At 44.1% G+C, this 18,487-nt stretch carries 15 protein-coding genes; 8 read left to right on the forward strand and 7 right to left on the reverse strand.

All coding sequences use genetic code 11. The annotated features are described in order from the left end of the window. The first annotated feature begins 955 nt into the window (after positions 1–955). Positions 956–1,183: a hypothetical protein gene (locus A6E01_RS21565; RefSeq protein ID WP_026026237.1), complete on the forward strand. Its 228-nt coding sequence runs from the start codon at positions 956–958 to the stop codon at positions 1,181–1,183. 361 nt (positions 1,184–1,544) lie between these two features. Beyond that, positions 1,545–1,844 (forward strand): isoamylase early set domain-containing protein, encoded by a 300-nt coding sequence (locus A6E01_RS16810; RefSeq protein ID WP_017029601.1) that lies wholly within the window; start codon positions 1,545–1,547, stop codon positions 1,842–1,844. Positions 1,845–1,919: 75 nt separating this feature from the next. Here the strand turns inward: A6E01_RS16810 and A6E01_RS16815 are convergent, their stop codons facing one another. The 6 genes from A6E01_RS16815 to A6E01_RS16835 form a co-directional block, all read right to left on the reverse strand. Beyond that, on the reverse strand, positions 1,920–2,693 hold the full coding sequence (locus tag A6E01_RS16815) for a sulfite exporter TauE/SafE family protein (protein ID WP_017029602.1): 774 nt from the start codon (positions 2,691–2,693) through the stop codon (positions 1,920–1,922). Positions 2,694–2,723: 30 nt separating this feature from the next. Continuing rightward, on the reverse strand, positions 2,724–5,138 hold the full coding sequence (locus A6E01_RS16820; protein ID WP_065210775.1) for a beta-mannosidase: 2,415 nt from the start codon (positions 5,136–5,138) through the stop codon (positions 2,724–2,726). A 247-nt stretch (positions 5,139–5,385) separates the two neighbouring features. Next, positions 5,386–5,511, reverse strand: coding sequence for a hypothetical protein (locus A6E01_RS21645; RefSeq protein ID WP_017029604.1), 126 nt, complete (start codon positions 5,509–5,511; stop codon positions 5,386–5,388). Between the two features lie 95 nt (positions 5,512–5,606). Beyond that, positions 5,607–6,923: a Na+/H+ antiporter NhaC family protein gene (locus A6E01_RS16825; RefSeq protein ID WP_167714331.1), complete on the reverse strand. Its 1,317-nt coding sequence runs from the start codon at positions 6,921–6,923 to the stop codon at positions 5,607–5,609. A gap of 480 nt (positions 6,924–7,403) precedes the next feature. Further along, positions 7,404–8,438 (reverse strand): IS110 family RNA-guided transposase, encoded by a 1,035-nt coding sequence (locus tag A6E01_RS16830; RefSeq protein WP_065210145.1) that lies wholly within the window; start codon positions 8,436–8,438, stop codon positions 7,404–7,406. Between the two features lie 253 nt (positions 8,439–8,691). Further along, on the reverse strand, positions 8,692–9,675 hold the full coding sequence (locus A6E01_RS16835; RefSeq protein ID WP_065210776.1) for a zinc-binding dehydrogenase: 984 nt from the start codon (positions 9,673–9,675) through the stop codon (positions 8,692–8,694). A gap of 105 nt (positions 9,676–9,780) precedes the next feature. Here A6E01_RS16835 and A6E01_RS16840 point away from each other — a divergent pair, with 105 nt between their 5' ends. From A6E01_RS16840 to A6E01_RS16850, 3 genes are all read left to right on the forward strand, one after another. After that, the gene (locus tag A6E01_RS16840) at positions 9,781–10,683 is read left to right on the forward strand and encodes a LysR family transcriptional regulator (RefSeq protein ID WP_065210777.1); all 903 of its coding nucleotides are present in this window, start codon (positions 9,781–9,783) and stop codon (positions 10,681–10,683) included. 87 nt (positions 10,684–10,770) lie between these two features. Further along, positions 10,771–11,973, forward strand: a complete 1,203-nt coding sequence (locus A6E01_RS16845) for an OmpP1/FadL family transporter (protein WP_065210778.1) — start codon at positions 10,771–10,773, stop codon at positions 11,971–11,973. Positions 11,974–12,348: 375 nt separating this feature from the next. After that, positions 12,349–13,305 carry a LysR family transcriptional regulator gene (locus tag A6E01_RS16850; RefSeq protein WP_065210779.1) on the forward strand — a complete coding sequence of 319 codons (957 nt, stop codon included), beginning with the start codon at positions 12,349–12,351 and terminating at the stop codon, positions 13,303–13,305. A 10-nt stretch (positions 13,306–13,315) separates the two neighbouring features. On the opposite strand, the gene cra is transcribed toward A6E01_RS16850, so the two are convergent. Continuing rightward, positions 13,316–14,305, reverse strand: a complete 990-nt coding sequence (gene cra / locus A6E01_RS16855) for a catabolite repressor/activator (protein ID WP_065210780.1) — start codon at positions 14,303–14,305, stop codon at positions 13,316–13,318. Positions 14,306–14,598: 293 nt separating this feature from the next. On the opposite strand from cra, the gene fruB reads away from it, so the two are divergent. The 3 genes from fruB to fruA are packed head-to-tail and all read left to right on the forward strand — an operon-like array spanning position 14,599 to position 18,435. After that, positions 14,599–15,738, forward strand: coding sequence for a fused PTS fructose transporter subunit IIA/HPr protein (gene fruB, locus A6E01_RS16860; protein ID WP_065211027.1), 1,140 nt, complete (start codon positions 14,599–14,601; stop codon positions 15,736–15,738). Positions 15,739–15,748: 10 nt separating this feature from the next. After that, a complete protein-coding gene (gene pfkB, locus A6E01_RS16865) occupies positions 15,749–16,699 on the forward strand; it encodes a 1-phosphofructokinase (RefSeq protein ID WP_065210781.1) in 951 nt (316 codons plus the stop codon). Positions 16,700–16,710: 11 nt separating this feature from the next. After that, positions 16,711–18,435: a PTS fructose transporter subunit IIBC gene (fruA, locus tag A6E01_RS16870; protein WP_065210782.1), complete on the forward strand. Its 1,725-nt coding sequence runs from the start codon at positions 16,711–16,713 to the stop codon at positions 18,433–18,435. The last annotated feature ends 52 nt before the right edge of the window (positions 18,436–18,487 follow it).

Here is an 18,487-nt window from a genome sequence, read left to right on the forward strand (position 1 = left end):
CGCACTATATTGGGAGTTAGAAAATCAATAGCGGCTTGAAGTATTTCAATCACTTCGGTTTACCCATTGGCCAATAATCGGTGAGTTTTCTCCTTTACCTCTCCTTAATCCGTTTTGTTGTATCGAAACACTGACTTATATGACTCTAATGTTTCCCTTCAAAGAATCACCATGCATACACAGGTAAACAAAATATTATGCTGACAAAGTCATTATTGGTAGACGAGGAAGTTATTGTCGGTTTGATCACAAAAATAGGTTGAATTCGTCAATATCGCTGGCTGACGGGTTATGCACGATAACGAGTTAACTTGATGAAAAGCAATGACATAACAGCAGTTGAATACACCTGAAAGTGCCAGATGCCTATCGAATAAAAAGGCAACGTTCTCAGAATCTACACTTTTATCAAAAGGGAATTTAGTTTTAGATGCGCTCTAATTTAGGATTTGGATCGCAAGCCGCTGCACAGTAACTTATTAACAAATCCATAGCTCATTACCCACCTTTTATGATGAACAACGAGCAAAGCCGCTTAAGTTTTAGGCACTGTTCCTTTAGGATTATTGAGGATGTTTTACCTCTAACCACCCCCCATCCACACAAGTTGTCGTTCAATTGTTACCAGAAAAACAAAAGGGCCATCTTATCTTTAGTATGAAGACCAAAAGTCTTGATGCATAAAAAGTCACTCAAAGTGGGTCAAATTATTTTATACAAGAGTAAACGTTTACAATACGAACAGCTCACTATTCATACGCCCGCAACAGAGTAATATTCTGATTGTTTGATAATAAACAAAACCACCACCCATTCTGTAACATACCATGTCTTATATGGAGTGAAATATCTTGAACCCTTCTCTTGATCGAGCTCAAAAATTGAACAGATCATTATATACTACGAAAGTGGTAGAGGTTACACTATCTCTGTCTTGACAATGGGAGGTTTAGACATGAATAAAGACTCATTCGGCATTTGCATAAATAGTGCGATGTTAAAGAAAAATGAGCGAACAACGTTCACCCATGTTCGAGCATATCAAGCTACCGAGTCTGAGTTGGACTTAAGAGTGTTACTTGCTATCCCACAGATCACAGGGAAAGATCTTTTAAATACCATTCAGCATTCGAGAGACTTAATATGGCGCGCTACATATCAATGTACCGCAGAATACGAGTAAACAAGTTCGCTTCATTTGTCATAGTAAAAATGAGAAAAGCCCGCCAACATTATCCATTGTTCGCGGGCTTTTTATTGTTCAATTAAAGCTGAACAGATCTAGGACAATTGATACGAAACATCCCCCCTTGTTTAAAAGGCTTGAACATATCAACTATTTTTCTCAGTGATGGCTTAGTTTGTAACTTATCAACGAAATAGTCTCTTTCCCTATTACAAATTCATACATTTTTGTTAGAACAGAGCAACTTATTGATAAGCGTCTTAAAATTTAGTTATAAAATTACAAAATTACTTGCAGTTCATATTTTAATCGCTGAAAATTAAAATAGCGTTGGATTACATATATAAGGAATATAGCCGTGCTTAAAAAACGATTTTTCAAAACCAAAAACGAAGTTGAAGTGACTTTTGAATGGCCAAAGACAGAAGAGCAATCAATCTCTGTTGCTGGTGACTTCACTGATTGGCAACCTGTTGCGATGAAGTACAACAAAACCAAGAAAGCATTCAACTTTAAGACTCGCTTCCCTAAGAATGAACAATTTCAATTTCGTTACCTAATCGATGGCGAAGTATGGGAAAACGATCCTAAAGCAGATGATTATGTACCAAACGATTGTGGTACAGATAACAGCTTAGTTTCTACAGCAGAAGCTTAATTGTTGGCATCGTAAGGCAATACACAAAGGCTCGGTCAGTTGACCGAGCCTTTTTCGTGTGCGACATAAAACAGTCTATAGATAAGTGCTATAGAAGAAATAGACCGTTATTGAAACGCTGATCACTATGACAATGTTCTTTACCCATATCTGTGGAAGCCTACGGGAAATATGCGCCGCATAGTATCCACCGACCAATGTGCCAACCAACACCACTAACGTTGCGTGCCAATCAATAGCCCCTTGAACAATAAAAATAACAATAGCCGTTAGCGACACACCACATGAGATTAGCAGCTTAACGCCATTCATAACGTTGATGTCACGATAGCCAGCGATGACCAGAAAGCTGAGTGATATGATCCCAAGACCAGCATTAAAGAAGCCACCATAAGTGGCCACCACCAGCAAACCAACCCATATCAAGATCTGCCCTACCTGAGAGGCATGTTTGTAACGATTCGCTGTGGCCTGCAACAGTTGATTGAATTTAGGTCCGACAATAAAGAGCACAGTCGCAAACAGCAAAAGCCAAGGAACCACCTTTAAAAATGTATTCTCCTCGACGGTCATCAATGACCAAGCCCCGAGCCCTCCTCCTAACACGCTAAACAGTATGATCTTAGGCAGGTTTTGCTTGTCTTTGGCTATATCGTCTTTGAACGCGTACGCACCACTTAGGTATCCAGCGGTAGATGCGAGGGTATTGCTGGCATTGGCCATTACCGGAGGGACACCACTTAGCATTAGCGCAGGAAAGGTGACAAAGCTGCCTCCTCCCGCGATGGAGTTCATCACGCCGCCAATCACGCCTGCGATAAACAATAAAACCAACTCTAATATTCCCACTTAACATCCCTTAGGCAATGGTTACATACTTTAATAGCTGTTCGATAGGTCGTACACTCGCAGAGTCTCCAGCATCAATGCCTGGTCTTCTCCAAGATAGCGTACCTTCTTGTTTTCATACGGTAGCAAGGTAAAGCTAGAGTCAGAGAAGCGCCCTGCTCCATCATGCTCTAAATGCACGAAAAAGGCCGGCTTATCTGTTGATAGCAAAATTGAATCACCATCCGCTTCAACCTGTATATTGGCACGCTGCAGATCTAGAGATTTGAATTTAGGGGACGTAAACCAAGTGTTCTGGTTTACTCCACTCTCTGTCTCTATGCTCACATGGAAAAAGCTGTTGTGTTGGTCGTTTTCCCACTCAGCCTTTGGCAGTTGCCACGCAACCATATTTTGATCGGCCTGAAGGTTGAGATCGAGAGGCCATTCGCCGAGAACCTCACCATGCCAATCAACTCGAACAACACGTCCTGTGACTTGTTTATTCTCACGACTGTTATTACTTAAATGCAAAGTAATCGCCTCGTCGGTCTCCACAAAAGGACAATACACCGGGGAATAAAAGCGCTTGGCATGATAGTGCAGTTGCTTCCAGCGCCCCGAATACTCAATACTAGACCAAGAACTTACTGGCCAATTATCATTCAATTGCCAGTACAGCATTCCACGACAAATTGGACTTTGTGCGCGCCAATACTCACAACCCGTCTTGATGGCTATCGCCTGCTGCACTTGACTAAGATACAACATCTGCTCAAACCCCTTAGGGAAGCGAAAATAGCGAGTAAACATCTCTGTGATAATGCTATTGCCACTGTCGTTTTTTTGATGGCTTTCAAATGTGGGTGAAGTCACATTCCAATCGCTCTCAGGCACAAAGGTTTTCACCTCGGCAAACGACGGCCATGACTGGAAGCCAAACTCAGAGCAAAATCGTGGCTTGATGCCAAGGTAAGCATCAAAAGAGCCACCAGAGTGCCAGACATCCCAAAAATGCATATCACCTCGGTTGTCCTCGTGCCATGCATCACCAAAGTCGAGCCCGCCATTGCAGGGTGAACTTGGCCAAAAACAGCGAGATGGGTCTTCTTTTGCAATGATCTCATGTAATTTATGGTTCAAGCGGTCATAGTTAACCGCGTATTTATCACGATTGTTTCGTGATTCTTCGTACCAGTTTAATGCGCCGATTACCTCGTTGTCGCCGCACCACATAGCAATACAGGTATGGTCTCGAAGCCTTTTAATTTGGTCGCGTATTTCAGGCTCTACGTCAGCGATAAACTCAGGCGTTGACGGGTACAACGAGCAGGCAAACATCATATCCTGCCATACTAAAAGACCTAGCTCATCGCACAAATCATAGAAATAATCAGACTCATACTGGCCACCACCCCAAACTCGAATCATGTTCATATTGGCATCTACTGCGCTGCGCAGTAGCGTTTCATAACGCTCTGTAGTCTGCTTGGACGGCATCGCATCCACTGGGATCCAGTTCGCCCCTTTAGCCATAATAGGAAAGCCATTGACCCTAAACTCCATCGCAGAGCCAACGCTATCCGTTTCGTTATTGAGTTCTAAGCGACGCAGTCCAACCCGCTTAACAATCTCCTGTTCATCCACGCTCACGCGAAGTTGATACAGAGGTTGCTCACCATAACCTACAGGCCACCACAACTCGGGGGACGCTTCATAAAATCGCGCAGTCGTTTCACCTTCTACCGAAGATAGTATGGTCGTGCTTTGAGAGCCAAAACTAATCTCAATCGGTACTCCCGCGACCGCTTGATGAGCAACGGTTACCAATACTTCAACGCTACCATCAGGTAGCCAGTTTTGCTCTGTCTGAACCTGCTGTAAACGAAGTTTGTTAATCGGTTGAATCTTTATGGAGTCATAAATGCCTGATACCACCAAACAGATACCCCAATCCCAGCCAGAATGGCACTGGGTCTTTCGTATAAGATTCATGTGGGGCAGTTGATTATTTGCGCCCATTGAGGAAGGAATCGGAAAAGGTAGCTGCTCTGCTCTGCGTTTGGCTTCTGTATCCACCCTTGCAAAATGGACCTGCATTCGATTTTCGCCTTCAATTAGAAACGGCTTCAGATCAATTCGATGAATTCGAAACATGTTACTAGTAGTGAAGACGGTTTCACCATTGACCACAAATGTCGCTAAGGTATCGACTCTACTCACATGCAAATCTAAAGACTGGCAAGCTAATTGCTGTGCTGAAACGTCAAAAGTGCGCTCGATTAGCCATTCACACTCAGCCACCCACTGCACGTCCTTTTCATTTACCCCGTCATAAGGATTCTCGATAATCTCAGCATTCATCAGGGCGTGATAATTGTCGCCCGGCATTGTGATTGGAACTGAAATTTCAGGGCGTTGGGGAGATGAAAGAGACCAGTCTCCATCTAAGCTAATCGTTGACATTCAGGGTCCTCAGTAACTGTATTTAATTCAGGGAGTGACCGCAGTTTATCGTGTTTAAATATTCGAAGATGTTGTTTTTATGAAAGAAAATATGATGTTGTGAAGCGTGCCACGTTTGCTTTACAAGTAAGAATTGAAAGGGTTTAGAGCGTCACAATCCTAAAAAATAGTTATAAAAAAACGCCCATTAAAGGACGCTTATCTGTGAGCAAACTTCTTCGATTCTAGTGGTTTTGATTGGAATAATTTAGAAAGACAACACATCAATCATAAAGTCAAAGAAACCAATCATATCCTCTGTGAAAAAAGTGCCAATAAGGACAAATGTGCTACTCACTATCAGCGTTTTTTCTAGAGTTGTTAATTGAGGCATTCCTTTCTCCACTGCTCGAGTACGACAAGAGCCACTTTATCTGCATGGCTCTGATGTCGCTGAATTACTTAGGGCCTGTTGACGACTTTACTAGATTAACGCTTACCTATGATAATGGTCAATGCCGCTGCAATAGCCAAGAAGAAACAATAATATGAATTAGCCACCACTGCCAGTGGTGATAAACCAAAGATAGAGCCTAATAATAAAATCTGAGCGCCGTACGGTAATACGCCTTGAATAACGCAAGAATAGATATCTAATAAGCTAGCGCTTCGTTTCGCGGATACCTGGTTCTCTTGTGCTAATTCTTTAGCTACGCCACCCGCAACGATAATGGATACCGTATTATTAGCAGTACAAAGGTTGGTTAGACTCACCACCGAAGCAATACCCATCTCCGCCCCGCGTTGGCTGTTCTTATGGCCACGAATCATTCGACTCACTCGGTCGGTAATATACGCCAAGCCGCCTTGCTGCTTCATTAGCGCACTGATGCCGCCAATCAGCATCGACAATAGGAATATCTCCTGCATATTGCCAAAGCCTGTGTAGATATCATTTGCAAAGCCGCTCACGGTATAGTCAGTCGTAGATACAAATCCAATTGCTCCTGCTAGCACTATACCTAAACTCAGTACCACGAACACATTCACGCCCGATACTGCCAATACCAAGATGGTCAGATAAGGTATCACCTTAATCCAATCTACCGCTTCAACACTCGGCACTTGTGATGCCTTACTATTAATACCAAACAGCACCAATGCCAAAAGCGCCGCCGGCAAAGCAATACAGATGTTCTCTTTGAACTTATCGCGCATCTGACAGCCTTGCGAGCGAGTCGCCGCTATGGTGGTATCAGAAATAATCGATAGGTTGTCACCAAACATAGCCCCGCTCAATACAACACCCGCAGTCAGTGCTACGTCCATATCAGCGGCGTTGGCAATTCCAAGAGCCACAGGCGCAACAGCGGCAATGGTGCCCATAGAGGTACCCATCGATGTAGCAATGAATGCAGAGATTATGAATATGCCAGGCAAGATAAGCGCTGTTGGGATCATCGTCAGTCCCAGATTTACCGTCGCTTCTACACCGCCAGTCGCACTCGCTACAGCGGCAAATGCACCGGCTAGCAAGTAGATAACACACATAGCGATAATGTCAGTATGCCCAACACCTCGCAAAAATTGTTCGATAGCGGTATTCAGCTTGTCTTTGCTTAACACAATACCCAACACAACAGCAGGCAAAGCTGCTACCGGCGCTGGCAATTGATAAAACGCCATCTCCACTTCTTGAAGCGTCATATAGACACCCGTACCAATGAAAAGTGCTAGGAATAAAAACAGGGGTAATAACGCCTTAAAAGAAGGCGATATAGAAGTAGAGGGAGTAGCGTCAGACATGTTACCAAGATCACAAAAACAAAAGAGCGCGTAGACTAGTGGCATACCGCCACATTGTCAACGTCTAGACGTCTAAACTTCCATGAATTCAGATTATGCTAAAAAAGGTGTCATCCTCGAAGTCTTTAATCTAGGATGACGACGTTTGAGAAAGGTGAGCCTAGTCCAACAAGGACCGATTCACGTCATTCTGGAAACTATAAAATAGTTATCCAGAATCTTGGAGCGCACATTTCTGAGTTCGGTAGCATCTAAGATCCTTATATGGACCCCCTCGGTAAATCAACAAAGAATTTGGAAAACAAGTATAGATGCGCACTTATATACGGGCTTTATTGAGGAGCTACCTCGCCCTAAAATGTAGTCGCACCAGTAGGCTATTTCTCGATATCGGCAAGTCTACTGCCTCGAATCTTATCTAGCTCATACTGGTCGGTCTTACCTGTCTTACATCGCTCTTCGTTGACTATGCTCGGTCTATCATGACAATTTAATTGGCTGATAGTCCGAATCATTCTTTAATAAAGCATAAGCGGTTCGAACGGTTTTGTTCGCTAAAGCAATTGCAGCGATCTTTTTTCCTCGCCGTTCGACTAGCGCTTGTAACCACTGCTCTTTGTTTGTTGTCGCTGGACGGTTTAATACATGAGTGATAACGGAAAGCGCTCCTTGAAATAAAATTGAACGAAGTCGCTTATCCGCACTGTACTTAGATATATGTCCAATACGCTCTTTCCCGCCGGAACTGTTCTGTTTAGGTGTTAGCCCTATATTAGCGGATGCTTCTCGGCCATTAGAAAAGTTTTCACCTCGCCCTAATCGTAACGCTAACCCTAGCGCCCCTAACGGACCGACCCCTTCTAGCTTCATCAGCTTTTTGCAAATATGATGCGACTTAACCAAAGATTCGAGCTGCCTATCTAGTTCTTGCAAGTGTTCAATTTGGCACAATAAATGTGACCATGACCTGTGTAGCGCCGTTCTAAAACTATCAGGTAAAGAGTTATCAGCATCTTCTAGGATGAAAGGGATTTCCTTTCTTAACTTAGATAGGCCTTGCGGTAGAATAACTCCGAACTCAGCTAATACTCCTCGCATCTGGTTACTTTGTGCGACTAGTTGAACCTTAGCCAAGTGTCGCATACGCTCTAACGATTGAAGTGCCTGCTCCTCAGTTGAGTGAATATGAGTACCATGGATGTGCTCTTGCTGTGCTGCAACACCAATGGCTAAAGCATCATTCCTATCTGTCTTTTGCTTGGTTTGAAATGCTTTTACGGCTCTGGCGTTGATGACTTTTACAATGTGGCCTGCGCTAATTGCGAATCGAGCCCAGTAGTGTGCACTGCCACAGGCTTCCATAGCCACGAGGGCTTGTTTTTCATTTATCAGAATTTCTTTGAGTTTTGCTCGACTGACTTCGCGGTTGTAAATGACTTTTCCGTTAGGGCAGAGTTTGCAAACTTGGAATACATTCTTTGCTAAATCAATAGCTAATAGATTAGGCTTAGTCATGTATGGGCTCCTTTGGCTAATCTTTAGTCGGATTAAGACCGTAGCTCCTCAAGGAGAGGGAGTCCATACATCTAGATAGTTGCTATGCAACTTCCAGAATGACAAATATGGAAGAACCTAGGTCCTGGGTCCATCGGACCAAAAACTGACCGCTGAAGGCTGTAAGCTATCAGTTATCAGTCGTCTCACTACGCTCGTGTCAAAGCCATCATTACGTCATGCCCGAAGTCTCTTATCGGGCATCTTCGATAACTTAAAAGGTAACCACAACCTTCCCTACTGTTCTCTGTTCTCTGATTTTTGTTAGTGCATCGCCTGCTTCATCTAGAGAGATGATTTGCAGTTGAGGTATCGTAATTTCACCTTGCTCTAAAAGCAGGTTAAACGCATTACCTGCGCTAACAATCGCATTGCGACCACGGCGATGATTTACATGTCCAGAACCCAAACTAAGTTGATGAAAACTCAACCCTCGAAGGAAGGCATTGTCGTACGCTTCTGGACGAACAACCTGAACAAGTTCTACCATTTGACCTTGGTAGCCTAAGACTTTGCTGCACAAGATATCATTGTCTCCACCCACACAATCAAGGGCAACTTCAACGCCTTTGCCTTGCATGATTTCATCTACCTTAGCGACGACGTCTGACTCAAGGTAGTCAATGCAATGGGTAGCACCTAATTCTTCTACGAATTTATGATTCTTGGCTGAGCAGGTAGTGATAATCGTTGGCACTTTATAATGTTTCGCCAGTTGGATCGCGAAACTCCCTACACCGCCTGAACCACCAGCGATGAAAATAGAATCTCGTTTAGCAATATCCAGTTTATCTACCAACGCGCACCATGCTGTCCAGCCTGCACAAGGCGTTGCTGCAGCGACTGCAGAATCAGTATTTGGATGCTCAATTAAAGTCCGAGAGTCTTGCACGGCATATTCAGCAAACCCGCCTTGAGTACGACGCATATTGCCGTGATAGAGCACTCTGTCACCGACACTCCACTCAATGACTTTATCTCCAACTTCGATTATCTCTCCGGCTACATCTAGGCCACCCACAAAATTATCGTCCATCTCCTCAACCATGCCCTTCCATCGATGTACCTTGGAATCAACAGGGTTAAGCGCAACAGCATCGACCTTAACCACAACATCCCAACCCGTCTCTATCTGAGGCATAGAGAGCTGCTTGAGAATAAATTGGTCGCGACTTGCGTTGTATGTGAGCGCTTTCATTCAAATTTCCTTTTAAATTTCCTATCTAGCACTAAGTTTAACTTGCATTAACTGCATGTAAAATTATGATTTATAAATAACTCTATAACGAATATTTATAAAAGTATGTTGAATCCTACCTGGCTTAAAACCTTCAAAACCTTAGTTGAAGTCAACCATTTCACCCGCACCGCGGAAGCCCTTTTCATGACTCAACCTGGAGTCACTCAACATATACAAAAACTAGAGCAAGCCTGCCATACTCCATTGCTAATCAAAAAAGGCAAAAGTTTTGAACTTACAGAGCAAGGCCATATCGTTTACAAGTACGCCTGCGATCTCATGGAGCAGCAACAGAACCTGCTCAATACCCTACAAACGGATGATCCCTATAGCGGTAGCATCAAACTCGCCTGCTCTGGTGCGCTGGCTCAATGGCTATTTCCTAAATTTATTGCTTTGCAGTCAGAGCATCAAAGCCTAAAGGTAAAATTTGAGGCGGCCCCCAACAAACGCATTTGTGAGTACGTTCAACAAGGACACTCGCTGTTCGGTTTAGTCACGCAAATCCCAAATCAAGCCGAATTTGAGGTCACTAAAATTGGTACAGAGTCACTGTGTTTGGTATTGCCTAAAAAGCAAGCAAACACCAAGCTCACTAGTGAGGTTTTAGAACAGCTTGGATTAGTTGATCATCCAGATGGTCAGCAGTATCTAGCTAAATATTTAGAAGAGTGTGGAAATAAAGAGTTAGCTGACATTTCAATTCGCGAGCTAAAACGTGTCACCTATATTAACCAGCTCAGTCAGATCTTATATCCAGTAGCACAAGGCATAGGCTTTACTGTTTTACCCTTAAGCGCGGTGCTTTCCTCCCCTTTCTATCCGGATCTCTATATCCATGAACCCAATCTAAATGTGGAAGATGAGCTTTACCTAATATCCAAAAAAGATCGACCACTACCTAGTCGATATCACCAGTTTATTTCTCTTATTCAAGACTCTATAACCGAATCTAAATCCACTTAAGTAATATCTGAAATCAACTTTTGTCATTATTAAACATATCACTATCCCATTAACCTATAAGTAGTTTCTTATTTCAGGGTTGGTGCTATGTCGTTTGCTCGTTTTCGTTGCAATCATATTTCTATCGCAATAGGTCTTGCTGTTGCGTCTTCTACCGCCAGTGCCAGTGGTATTTTTCTGGCTGAAGCAAGCTACGCTAATATGGGCACCGGTGGTGCTGGCGATGGCGTTTATACTGGTAATGCAGCTGCGATATGGACCAATCCAGCAACACTGAGCTTTATGGACGAAGAACGCCACACTATCAATGCAACGGTGTTGAATTTGGATATGGAGTATGAAGATTCTGGAAATCGAGAAGGTGCAGATTCTAACAAAACCATGCCCGTTATCAGTTATTTCAGCAATCATCATATAAATGACCAATGGGCCTACGGTATTGCATTTTCATCCCGAGGTGGTGCTGCGTTGGACTATGGCTATGAATGGGCGGGAGCAAATCAACTTACCGATGTCGCACTAATTACCTACCAATTTAATCCGTCAGTTGCTTATCGAATCAACGATGATGTTTCTATTGCAGCAGGTGTCCAGCTTGACTATGCCCTGATCAACGCAAATACAAAAGCTATTGAGTTAGAGACATCTGACAGCTTCGCTTTCGGATACAACCTTGGTTTAATGTTTGATGTATCCGAGAAAACCAAGCTAGGCATATCTTATCGGTCTCAGCTCGAGCATGAGTTTTCGGGTACTTCAAATCTATACACAGATAGAGGAATGCTAACTGGAACGTATGGCGCTCCCTTAATCACCCCTGCAACGGTTGATATTAGTGCTAGTCACAAAATTAACAATAACGTGACACTAATGACCTCAATTCAATGGCATGATTGGAGTAAATGGCAGAATACCATTGTCGACTTGAATTATGGTGGCTCAGGTACTGCTTATGAAATCCCACGAGGATTTGAAGATGTGTGGCACTTTGGTTTCGGTGGTGAGTATAAGCTTCGCAACAATTGGAAGCTAAAAGCAGGCTACTCCTACGAAACATCGCCATTGGATGACTCATCTACTCAGTCTCCTGATCTACCTGTTGGAGAGCAGCACAGATACTCTATTGGCTTTTCTAAAACATGGGATAAGAACACACTCGACATCTACTACCAGTATGCAGATTTTGGAGAAATGGATATAGCGCAAAACAATAATCCAGATAATCGAAAAATGCTCAATGGCCAATTCATAGGACAAGTCCACTTCGTTGGACTCGGCTACACCTTTTAAGCATTTATAAAATGAGTGGCTCAATGAGCCGCTCTTCAAAATTAATAAATCGACGGACTAAAACAACACCACGGACGGAGCAACGACTAACAGAAGGTAACAAACTTGTACTTCATCAAAGCTCCTAACCCTCAAGATATACAAACGCTGCTCACTCTACCTATCTATTCTCTAGAACGACTTTTCAGCCGCCTACCCTGCGAAAGCAAAGAGCGTCTAATTCGTGCTATGTTGGAAGAAAAACTAACTTCATGATTCATTTAAGATTTTGGCTATAAAAGTTTGCATCTAAACTGCTTTTTGTGAGATTTCCATCTATAGTAATATTCGTCTAAAAGTTTTTACTCTTAAACTAATATAACTTGAGTGTATAACATGAAATCTCTCGAACAGCAGTTATCTCGACTCGATCTGAACCTTCTGGTTTCACTAAGCGTTCTGCTAAAAGAAAAGAACGTATCTAGGGCAGCAGAGGTTCTTTATCTCTCACAACCAGCAATGAGTCGCACGCTTAAAAGACTAAGGGATGTGTTCGATGACCCTCTGTTTTATAGAGAATCGGCAGGGCTACAACCGACGGAAAAAGCACTTACACTGCAAGAACCATTAAGCGAGATACTGCTATCGGTGAGTAAGCTCATCGATAGTACTCAGTTTTCTCCACAAAGCTGTGACCAAACGTTTCGCATTTCACTACCCCCTTTGATGAGTCGCCAGCTGTCTGTGCCACTGATCAAAGAGCTTATGCGTATTGCACCCAACGCCAGTCTAGTTGAATATCCCGCAGCACTCGATCCAACAACTCTACTCAAAGAGCGTGCTGTAGACTTCTCTATACATATTGAACAGCCAGGTAATAACCAAGAGTTTCCTTGTGAGTTAATAGGTAGTACCTATGCCGTATTCTATGGCATTTCAGGTCACCCTTTGTCGAATAAAAGTGATACTACACTACAAGATTGTCTCAAATATCAGTTTGTCGATCTCACCCTAGACTTGAGGTCAGTGTCAGGATCTCACAACCCTATTGATTATTACTTAGAAAAAAAAGGGTTAAAGCGAGATATCGTATTTAAGAGTGGTCAACTCAATACACTGATAGATGCGATGCAAGACTCAGACAAACTGCTTATTTCTACGCATACATTGCGAAGTGTTGATGACTTCAAGCAGCGACTCGATCCTGTATTTGAAATCCAAGGAGATCCCAAAATGGATATCAAGGTGTACTTGGTTGAGCATAAACGCACATTAAACAGTGCGCCGCATCAATGGCTCAAACAATTGATCTTAGATACCTTGCGAGATAAGGCATTTTCGAGTCAGAGTTAATAACTATCCTTTAGAGGCGTTTAGCACGAACCTTCAACGCTCTCTCAATAAACTCCACTCCAGGTTCATAGCGTTTAGCACTCGCATTCAATGCCAGTGCTAACGCACTATCTGCGATCTCTTCGAAACGTTGCGCCATGGTGTTCACTTTTAATGGGATAAAATCCAATAAACGATTATCACCAAAGGTCCCTATATGTATACGCTGAACAAGCTCTGCATCCGGTAACACAACATCTAATACGCCCTCAAGTAAAGTATATGACGTGCACACAATCGCATCAGGCAGACAATCGAGAGTGACCCACTCTTGTACAAGACGTCGTCCTTCATCTGCCGAAAAATGATCACCATAGGCCAACCTCAAATCGATACCTTTATTCTTAATCGCTGCTTCTAAACCCAATTGACGATCTCTAGATACTGGCAAATTAGGTAACGCGCCAATTAAGCCGACACTTTTCACATCACTGCTTAAGATAGACTTTGTCAGTTGCAAGGCAGCCTCAAAGTCTTCACTCACCACACAACTGAACACCTCATCATCTAACGGACGATCGAGCGCAATCACAGGCGTACCTTTTTGCAGTAGTAATTGATAGTACTCATTGGCATCAGGCATGGATGTTGCAACAAACAAGGCATCTATCCTGCGACTTACTAACGCTTCCGCCAAGGCCTGTTCCGTTTTAGGGTCATCATCGGAGCAACCAATGAGGATCTGGTAACCCGCTTGTCGTGAGTTTTGCTCTAATAGTTTTGCAAGCCGTGCGTAACTGGCGTTCTCTAGGTCAGGAATTATTAAGCCAAATGAACGGCTGCTACCAGCCCTCAAGGAAGAAGCGGCATGATCGGGGCGGAAATTGTGCTCATCAACCACAGCCATTACTTTCTGTTGTGTCTTCTCACTAATGCGATACTTTTTGGCCTTGCCATTGATCACATAGCTCGCTGTCGTTTTTGATACACCGGCCAGTTTAGCTATCTCTTCTAAAGTCATTCATGATCCTAATGATTTGTGCACTTGATCATAGTTATCCAGATCAATGCTTTCTTTTTATTGAACTATAAGCTGAATCGGTTAACTATAAAAGCTGAAACGGTTAAGCATGATCAAAATTGCTGATGACTATCACTATTTTGACACATTCGTATCGATATATAGAGCTCAACCAAGGATTTCATCGGTTGTACAATCGATTGAAATTTTTATTTGCTGACTTGCTGAACCGATTTAGCATCAATATAAAGCACGACTTAGAGAGTGCGATTTTAGATAACACTGAGGCGGATATGCTCACAATAAATGAAAACGATATTAGGTTGCAGCAAAGTGCAGCGGATAAAGCGGCAGCGATTCAAGACATTGCAAAAACCCTAACAAGCAAAAACCTTGTCGATGCGGGCTATGTGGAAGGGATGCTTAACCGTGAGTCACAGAACTCTACATTTTTAGGTAATGGCATCGCCATTCCTCATGGCACTGTTGACACTCGTTCATTGGTTCACAATACCGGTGTCGCTGTGCATCATTTCCCTGAGGGTGTTGATTGGGGCGACGGCAATACGGTTTTCCTAGCCATTGGTATTGCGGCTAAATCTGATGAGCACCTTGGTATCCTAAAGCAACTCACTAAGGTTCTCTCCGCCGACAGCGTTGAAGATAAACTTAAACAAGCAGAGAACGCGCAGCAGATCATTGCCCTGCTTAATGGCGAAGTTCAGCTAAAAGCAGACTTTGATGCCTCTCTAATTCAGTTGAACTTCCCTGCAAGCGATATGTTGCAAATGGCAGCAGTTGCAGGTGGCTTACTAAAAAATACCGGATGTGTTGAAAACGAATTTGTTGCAGACCTCGTAACCAAGTCCCCTACCCACCTAGGTCAAGGGTTATGGTTAGTGGCAAGTGACAACGGTGCTAAACGCACAGCAATGTCGTTTGTTACCACATCAAACCAATGTGAGTTTGAGGGAGAATTAGTTAAAGGTTTGGTAGCGTTTTCTGCCAACAGCGATGTGCATCAATCCATGCTCAACATCCTTGTGGACACTGTCGCATCAGGTAAACAAAATGAATTATTACAAGCATCTGCAGAACGCCTGATTACTTTGTTTACCGGTGAAGAATCGCCAGCTTCTTCGAACACAGAATCATCTGACAATAGCGCTGTGTTCACCATCAAAAATGCTCATGGTTTGCATGCTCGTCCAGGCGCTATGTTAGTGGCTGAAGCCAAAAAGTTTGAATCTAAGATCACTGTTTGTAACCTAGATGGCGAGGCAAAGCCTGTTAATGCGAAAAGCCTAATGAAGGTAATTGCCATGGGCGTAAAACACGGTCATCAATTGCAGTTCAGTGCTGACGGCAGTGATGCCAAACAGGCTCTTGAAGGTATAGGTAAAGCCATTGAGTCTGGTCTAGGTGAAGGGTAAGGAGGCAAGCATGAAGACCATAAAAGTTGTAACCGTAACTCTCAACCCGGCATTAGATCTCACGGGAAGCTTAGATAGTCTTAATCAGGGCTCTATAAGCTTAGTGAAATCAGGCACGTTACATGCGGCTGGTAAGGGTGTAAACGTAGCAAAGGTACTCAGCGAGCTTGGTGCTGAAGTCACCGTCACAGGCTTTCTAGGAAAGGATAACCCCGAGCTTTTCAGCCAGCTTTTCAATGATATCAAAGCGCGCGATGCTTTCGTTCAAGTAGAAGGGGCAACCCGCATCAACGTTAAGCTTGTTGAGGATAGTGGCAAGGTCAGTGATATTAACTTTCCTGGCGTACAAGTCACACAAGGCGATATTGAGCACTTTGAAGAAACCCTCTTTGAGCTTGCTAAAGACCACGATTATTTTGTGATAGCGGGTAGCCTTCCTCAAGGTGTTAGCCCTGAACTGTGCGCATCTTGGGTCAAAAAACTTCATGCCATGGACAAGAAGGTGCTGTTCGACAGCAGCCGCGCCGCATTGTCTGCAGGTCTAGAAGCACAGCCTTGGCTGATCAAGCCCAACGATGAAGAGCTAGCGGAGTTTGTTGGAAGGCCATTGAATAACGCAAACGAGTGTCAACAAGCCGCCCTTGAGCTGGCTAATAGAGGCATCGAAAACATAGTTGTGTCGATGGGCGCACAAGGCGTGATGTGGCTTAACCAAGGTCAGTGGTTATTCTCAAAGCCACCAAAAATGGAAGTCGTTAGCACCGTTGGCGCCGGCGATACCTTAGTCGCAGGTCTGTGCTGGGGCCATATGCAAGATATGGAAAAAGAAGCGCTACTGCGCTTTGCTACCGCCTTATCTGCCTTAGCGGTATCGCAAATCGGAGTCGGTATCCCAAGCCAAACACTGCTTGAACAGGCCATTAGTCAGGTCAATGTACAACAAACAATAATATCAAAATAAAGGACTGCCCTATGAACATTGCAATTATCACAGCCTGCCCAAGTGGTGTCGCGAACAGCATCATTGCTGCAGGCCTTTTAGAAAAAGCGGCTAAAGCGCTTAACCTTGATGCAAAAATTGAATGCCAATCCAACGTCATTGAAGGCTATGTCCTTAGCAAGCAAGACATCGATGACGCTGAAATTGTCATCATCGCTTCAGACACTGCGATCGATACATCACGCCTTGTGAACAAAAAAGTCTATCAAGGTAGCATCAAAGATGCGGTTAAAAATGCCAGCGCATTTATCGAGAACGCTCAACAACATGCCGTAACACTAACCAGTGACGCCGTATCCACTAGCAGTACTGAGTCTTCTGATAGTAAGAAGATTGTCGCGATCACCGCCTGTCCTACCGGTGTCGCACATACCTTTATGGCCGCTGAAGCCCTCGAAGACGAAGCTGTTCGTCAGGGCCACCAAATCAAGGTTGAAACCCGAGGTTCTGTTGGTGCCAAAAACCAGCTTACAGAGCAAGATATTGAACAAGCGGATCTTGTTATCATAGCGGCGGACATTGATGTGCCACTGGATCGCTTTAACGGTAAGCTGCTTTACCGTACCAAGACAGGGCCAGCCCTTAAGAAAACCAAGCAAGAAATAGAAAAAGCCTTCTTAGAAGCAACGCCTTATCAAGCTACAGGGGGCGCTTCTGCCGAGGTCTCTACAGAAAGCAAAGGCGTCTATCAGCACCTTATGACTGGCGTATCGCACATGTTACCTGTAGTGGTAGCAGGCGGTCTTATCATAGCGCTGAGTTTCGTATTTGGTATCGAGGCGTTTAAGCAAGAAGGTACATTAGCGGCAGCCTTAATGAGTATCGGTGGCGGCTCTGCATTTGCACTGATGATCCCTGTTCTTGCTGGCTATATTGCCTTCTCAATTGCCGATCGCCCTGGACTGGCTCCTGGTCTTGTTGGAGGTATGCTAGCCAGCACGCTGGGTGCCGGTTTCCTTGGGGGTATCGCGGCAGGTTTTATCGCAGGTTACAGTGCCAAGTTTATTGCCGATAAACTGTCACTGCCGCAATCAATGGAGGCACTCAAGCCAATCCTGATCATTCCATTTGTTGCCACTCTTTTCACTGGCCTAGTCATGATCTATGTGGTGGGTAGCCCAGTAGCAGCGACGATGAGCGGCCTTGAGAACTTCCTAAATACCATGGGTGCGGGTAACGCCGTTATGCTAGGTATTCTGCTAGGCGCAATGATGTGCTTTGACCTAGGCGGCCCGGTAAACAAAGCAGCCTATGCCTTTGGTGTTGGCCTACTCGCTTCACAACAATATGCGCCTATGGCTGCTATCATGGCGGCGGGTATGGTACCGGCACTCGGTATGGGACTGGCAACCTTTTTAGCCAAGAGCAAATTTGAAGCCAGTGCGCGTGAAGCAGGCAAGGCATCATTCGTATTAGGCTTGTGCTTTATTTCTGAAGGCGCAATTCCATTTGCCGCCAAAGACCCAATGCGCGTGATCCCTTCTTGTATGGCTGGCGGCGCTTTAACGGGTGCGCTTTCTATGCTGTTCGGTGCAGAGTTGTTAGCACCACACGGTGGATTGTTTGTACTGCTGATTCCAAATGCCATCTCTCCTGTACTGATGTACTTGGTTGCGATTGCCGCGGGTACCGCCGTTACCGGATTTAGCTATGCATTCTTGAAAAAACGCGACGAGCAAGTTTTAGCATCAGCGTAAACTCATCTAAAGGTAAAAAGGCCAGATTCGCTGAAACGAGTCTGGCCTTGTT

The sequence above is a fragment of the Vibrio breoganii genome, from assembly GCF_001677275.1.
Classification (GTDB): Bacteria; Pseudomonadota; Gammaproteobacteria; order Enterobacterales; family Vibrionaceae; genus Vibrio; species Vibrio breoganii.

Bases quoted from the DNA above. Each gene is read 5' to 3' on its own strand.
- A6E01_RS21565 (WP_026026237.1), top strand. From the start codon at position 956: ATGAATAAAGACTCATTCGGCATTTGCATAAATAGTGCGATGTTAAAG.
- A6E01_RS16820 (WP_065210775.1), bottom strand. From the start codon at position 5,138: ATGTCAACGATTAGCTTAGATGGAGACTGGTCTCTTTCATCTCCCCAA.
- A6E01_RS21645 (WP_017029604.1), bottom strand. From the start codon at position 5,511: ATGCCTCAATTAACAACTCTAGAAAAAACGCTGATAGTGAGTAGCACA.
- A6E01_RS16825 (WP_167714331.1), bottom strand. From the start codon at position 6,923: ATGTCTGACGCTACTCCCTCTACTTCTATATCGCCTTCTTTTAAGGCG.
- A6E01_RS16830 (WP_065210145.1), bottom strand. From the start codon at position 8,438: ATGACTAAGCCTAATCTATTAGCTATTGATTTAGCAAAGAATGTATTC.
- A6E01_RS16835 (WP_065210776.1), bottom strand. From the start codon at position 9,675: ATGAAAGCGCTCACATACAACGCAAGTCGCGACCAATTTATTCTCAAG.
- A6E01_RS16840 (WP_065210777.1), top strand. From the start codon at position 9,781: ATGTTGAATCCTACCTGGCTTAAAACCTTCAAAACCTTAGTTGAAGTC.
- A6E01_RS16845 (WP_065210778.1), top strand. From the start codon at position 10,771: ATGTCGTTTGCTCGTTTTCGTTGCAATCATATTTCTATCGCAATAGGT.
- A6E01_RS16850 (WP_065210779.1), top strand. From the start codon at position 12,349: ATGAAATCTCTCGAACAGCAGTTATCTCGACTCGATCTGAACCTTCTG.
- cra (WP_065210780.1), bottom strand. From the start codon at position 14,305: ATGACTTTAGAAGAGATAGCTAAACTGGCCGGTGTATCAAAAACGACA.
- fruB (WP_065211027.1), top strand. From the start codon at position 14,599: ATGCTCACAATAAATGAAAACGATATTAGGTTGCAGCAAAGTGCAGCG.
- pfkB (WP_065210781.1), top strand. From the start codon at position 15,749: ATGAAGACCATAAAAGTTGTAACCGTAACTCTCAACCCGGCATTAGAT.
- fruA (WP_065210782.1), top strand. From the start codon at position 16,711: ATGAACATTGCAATTATCACAGCCTGCCCAAGTGGTGTCGCGAACAGC.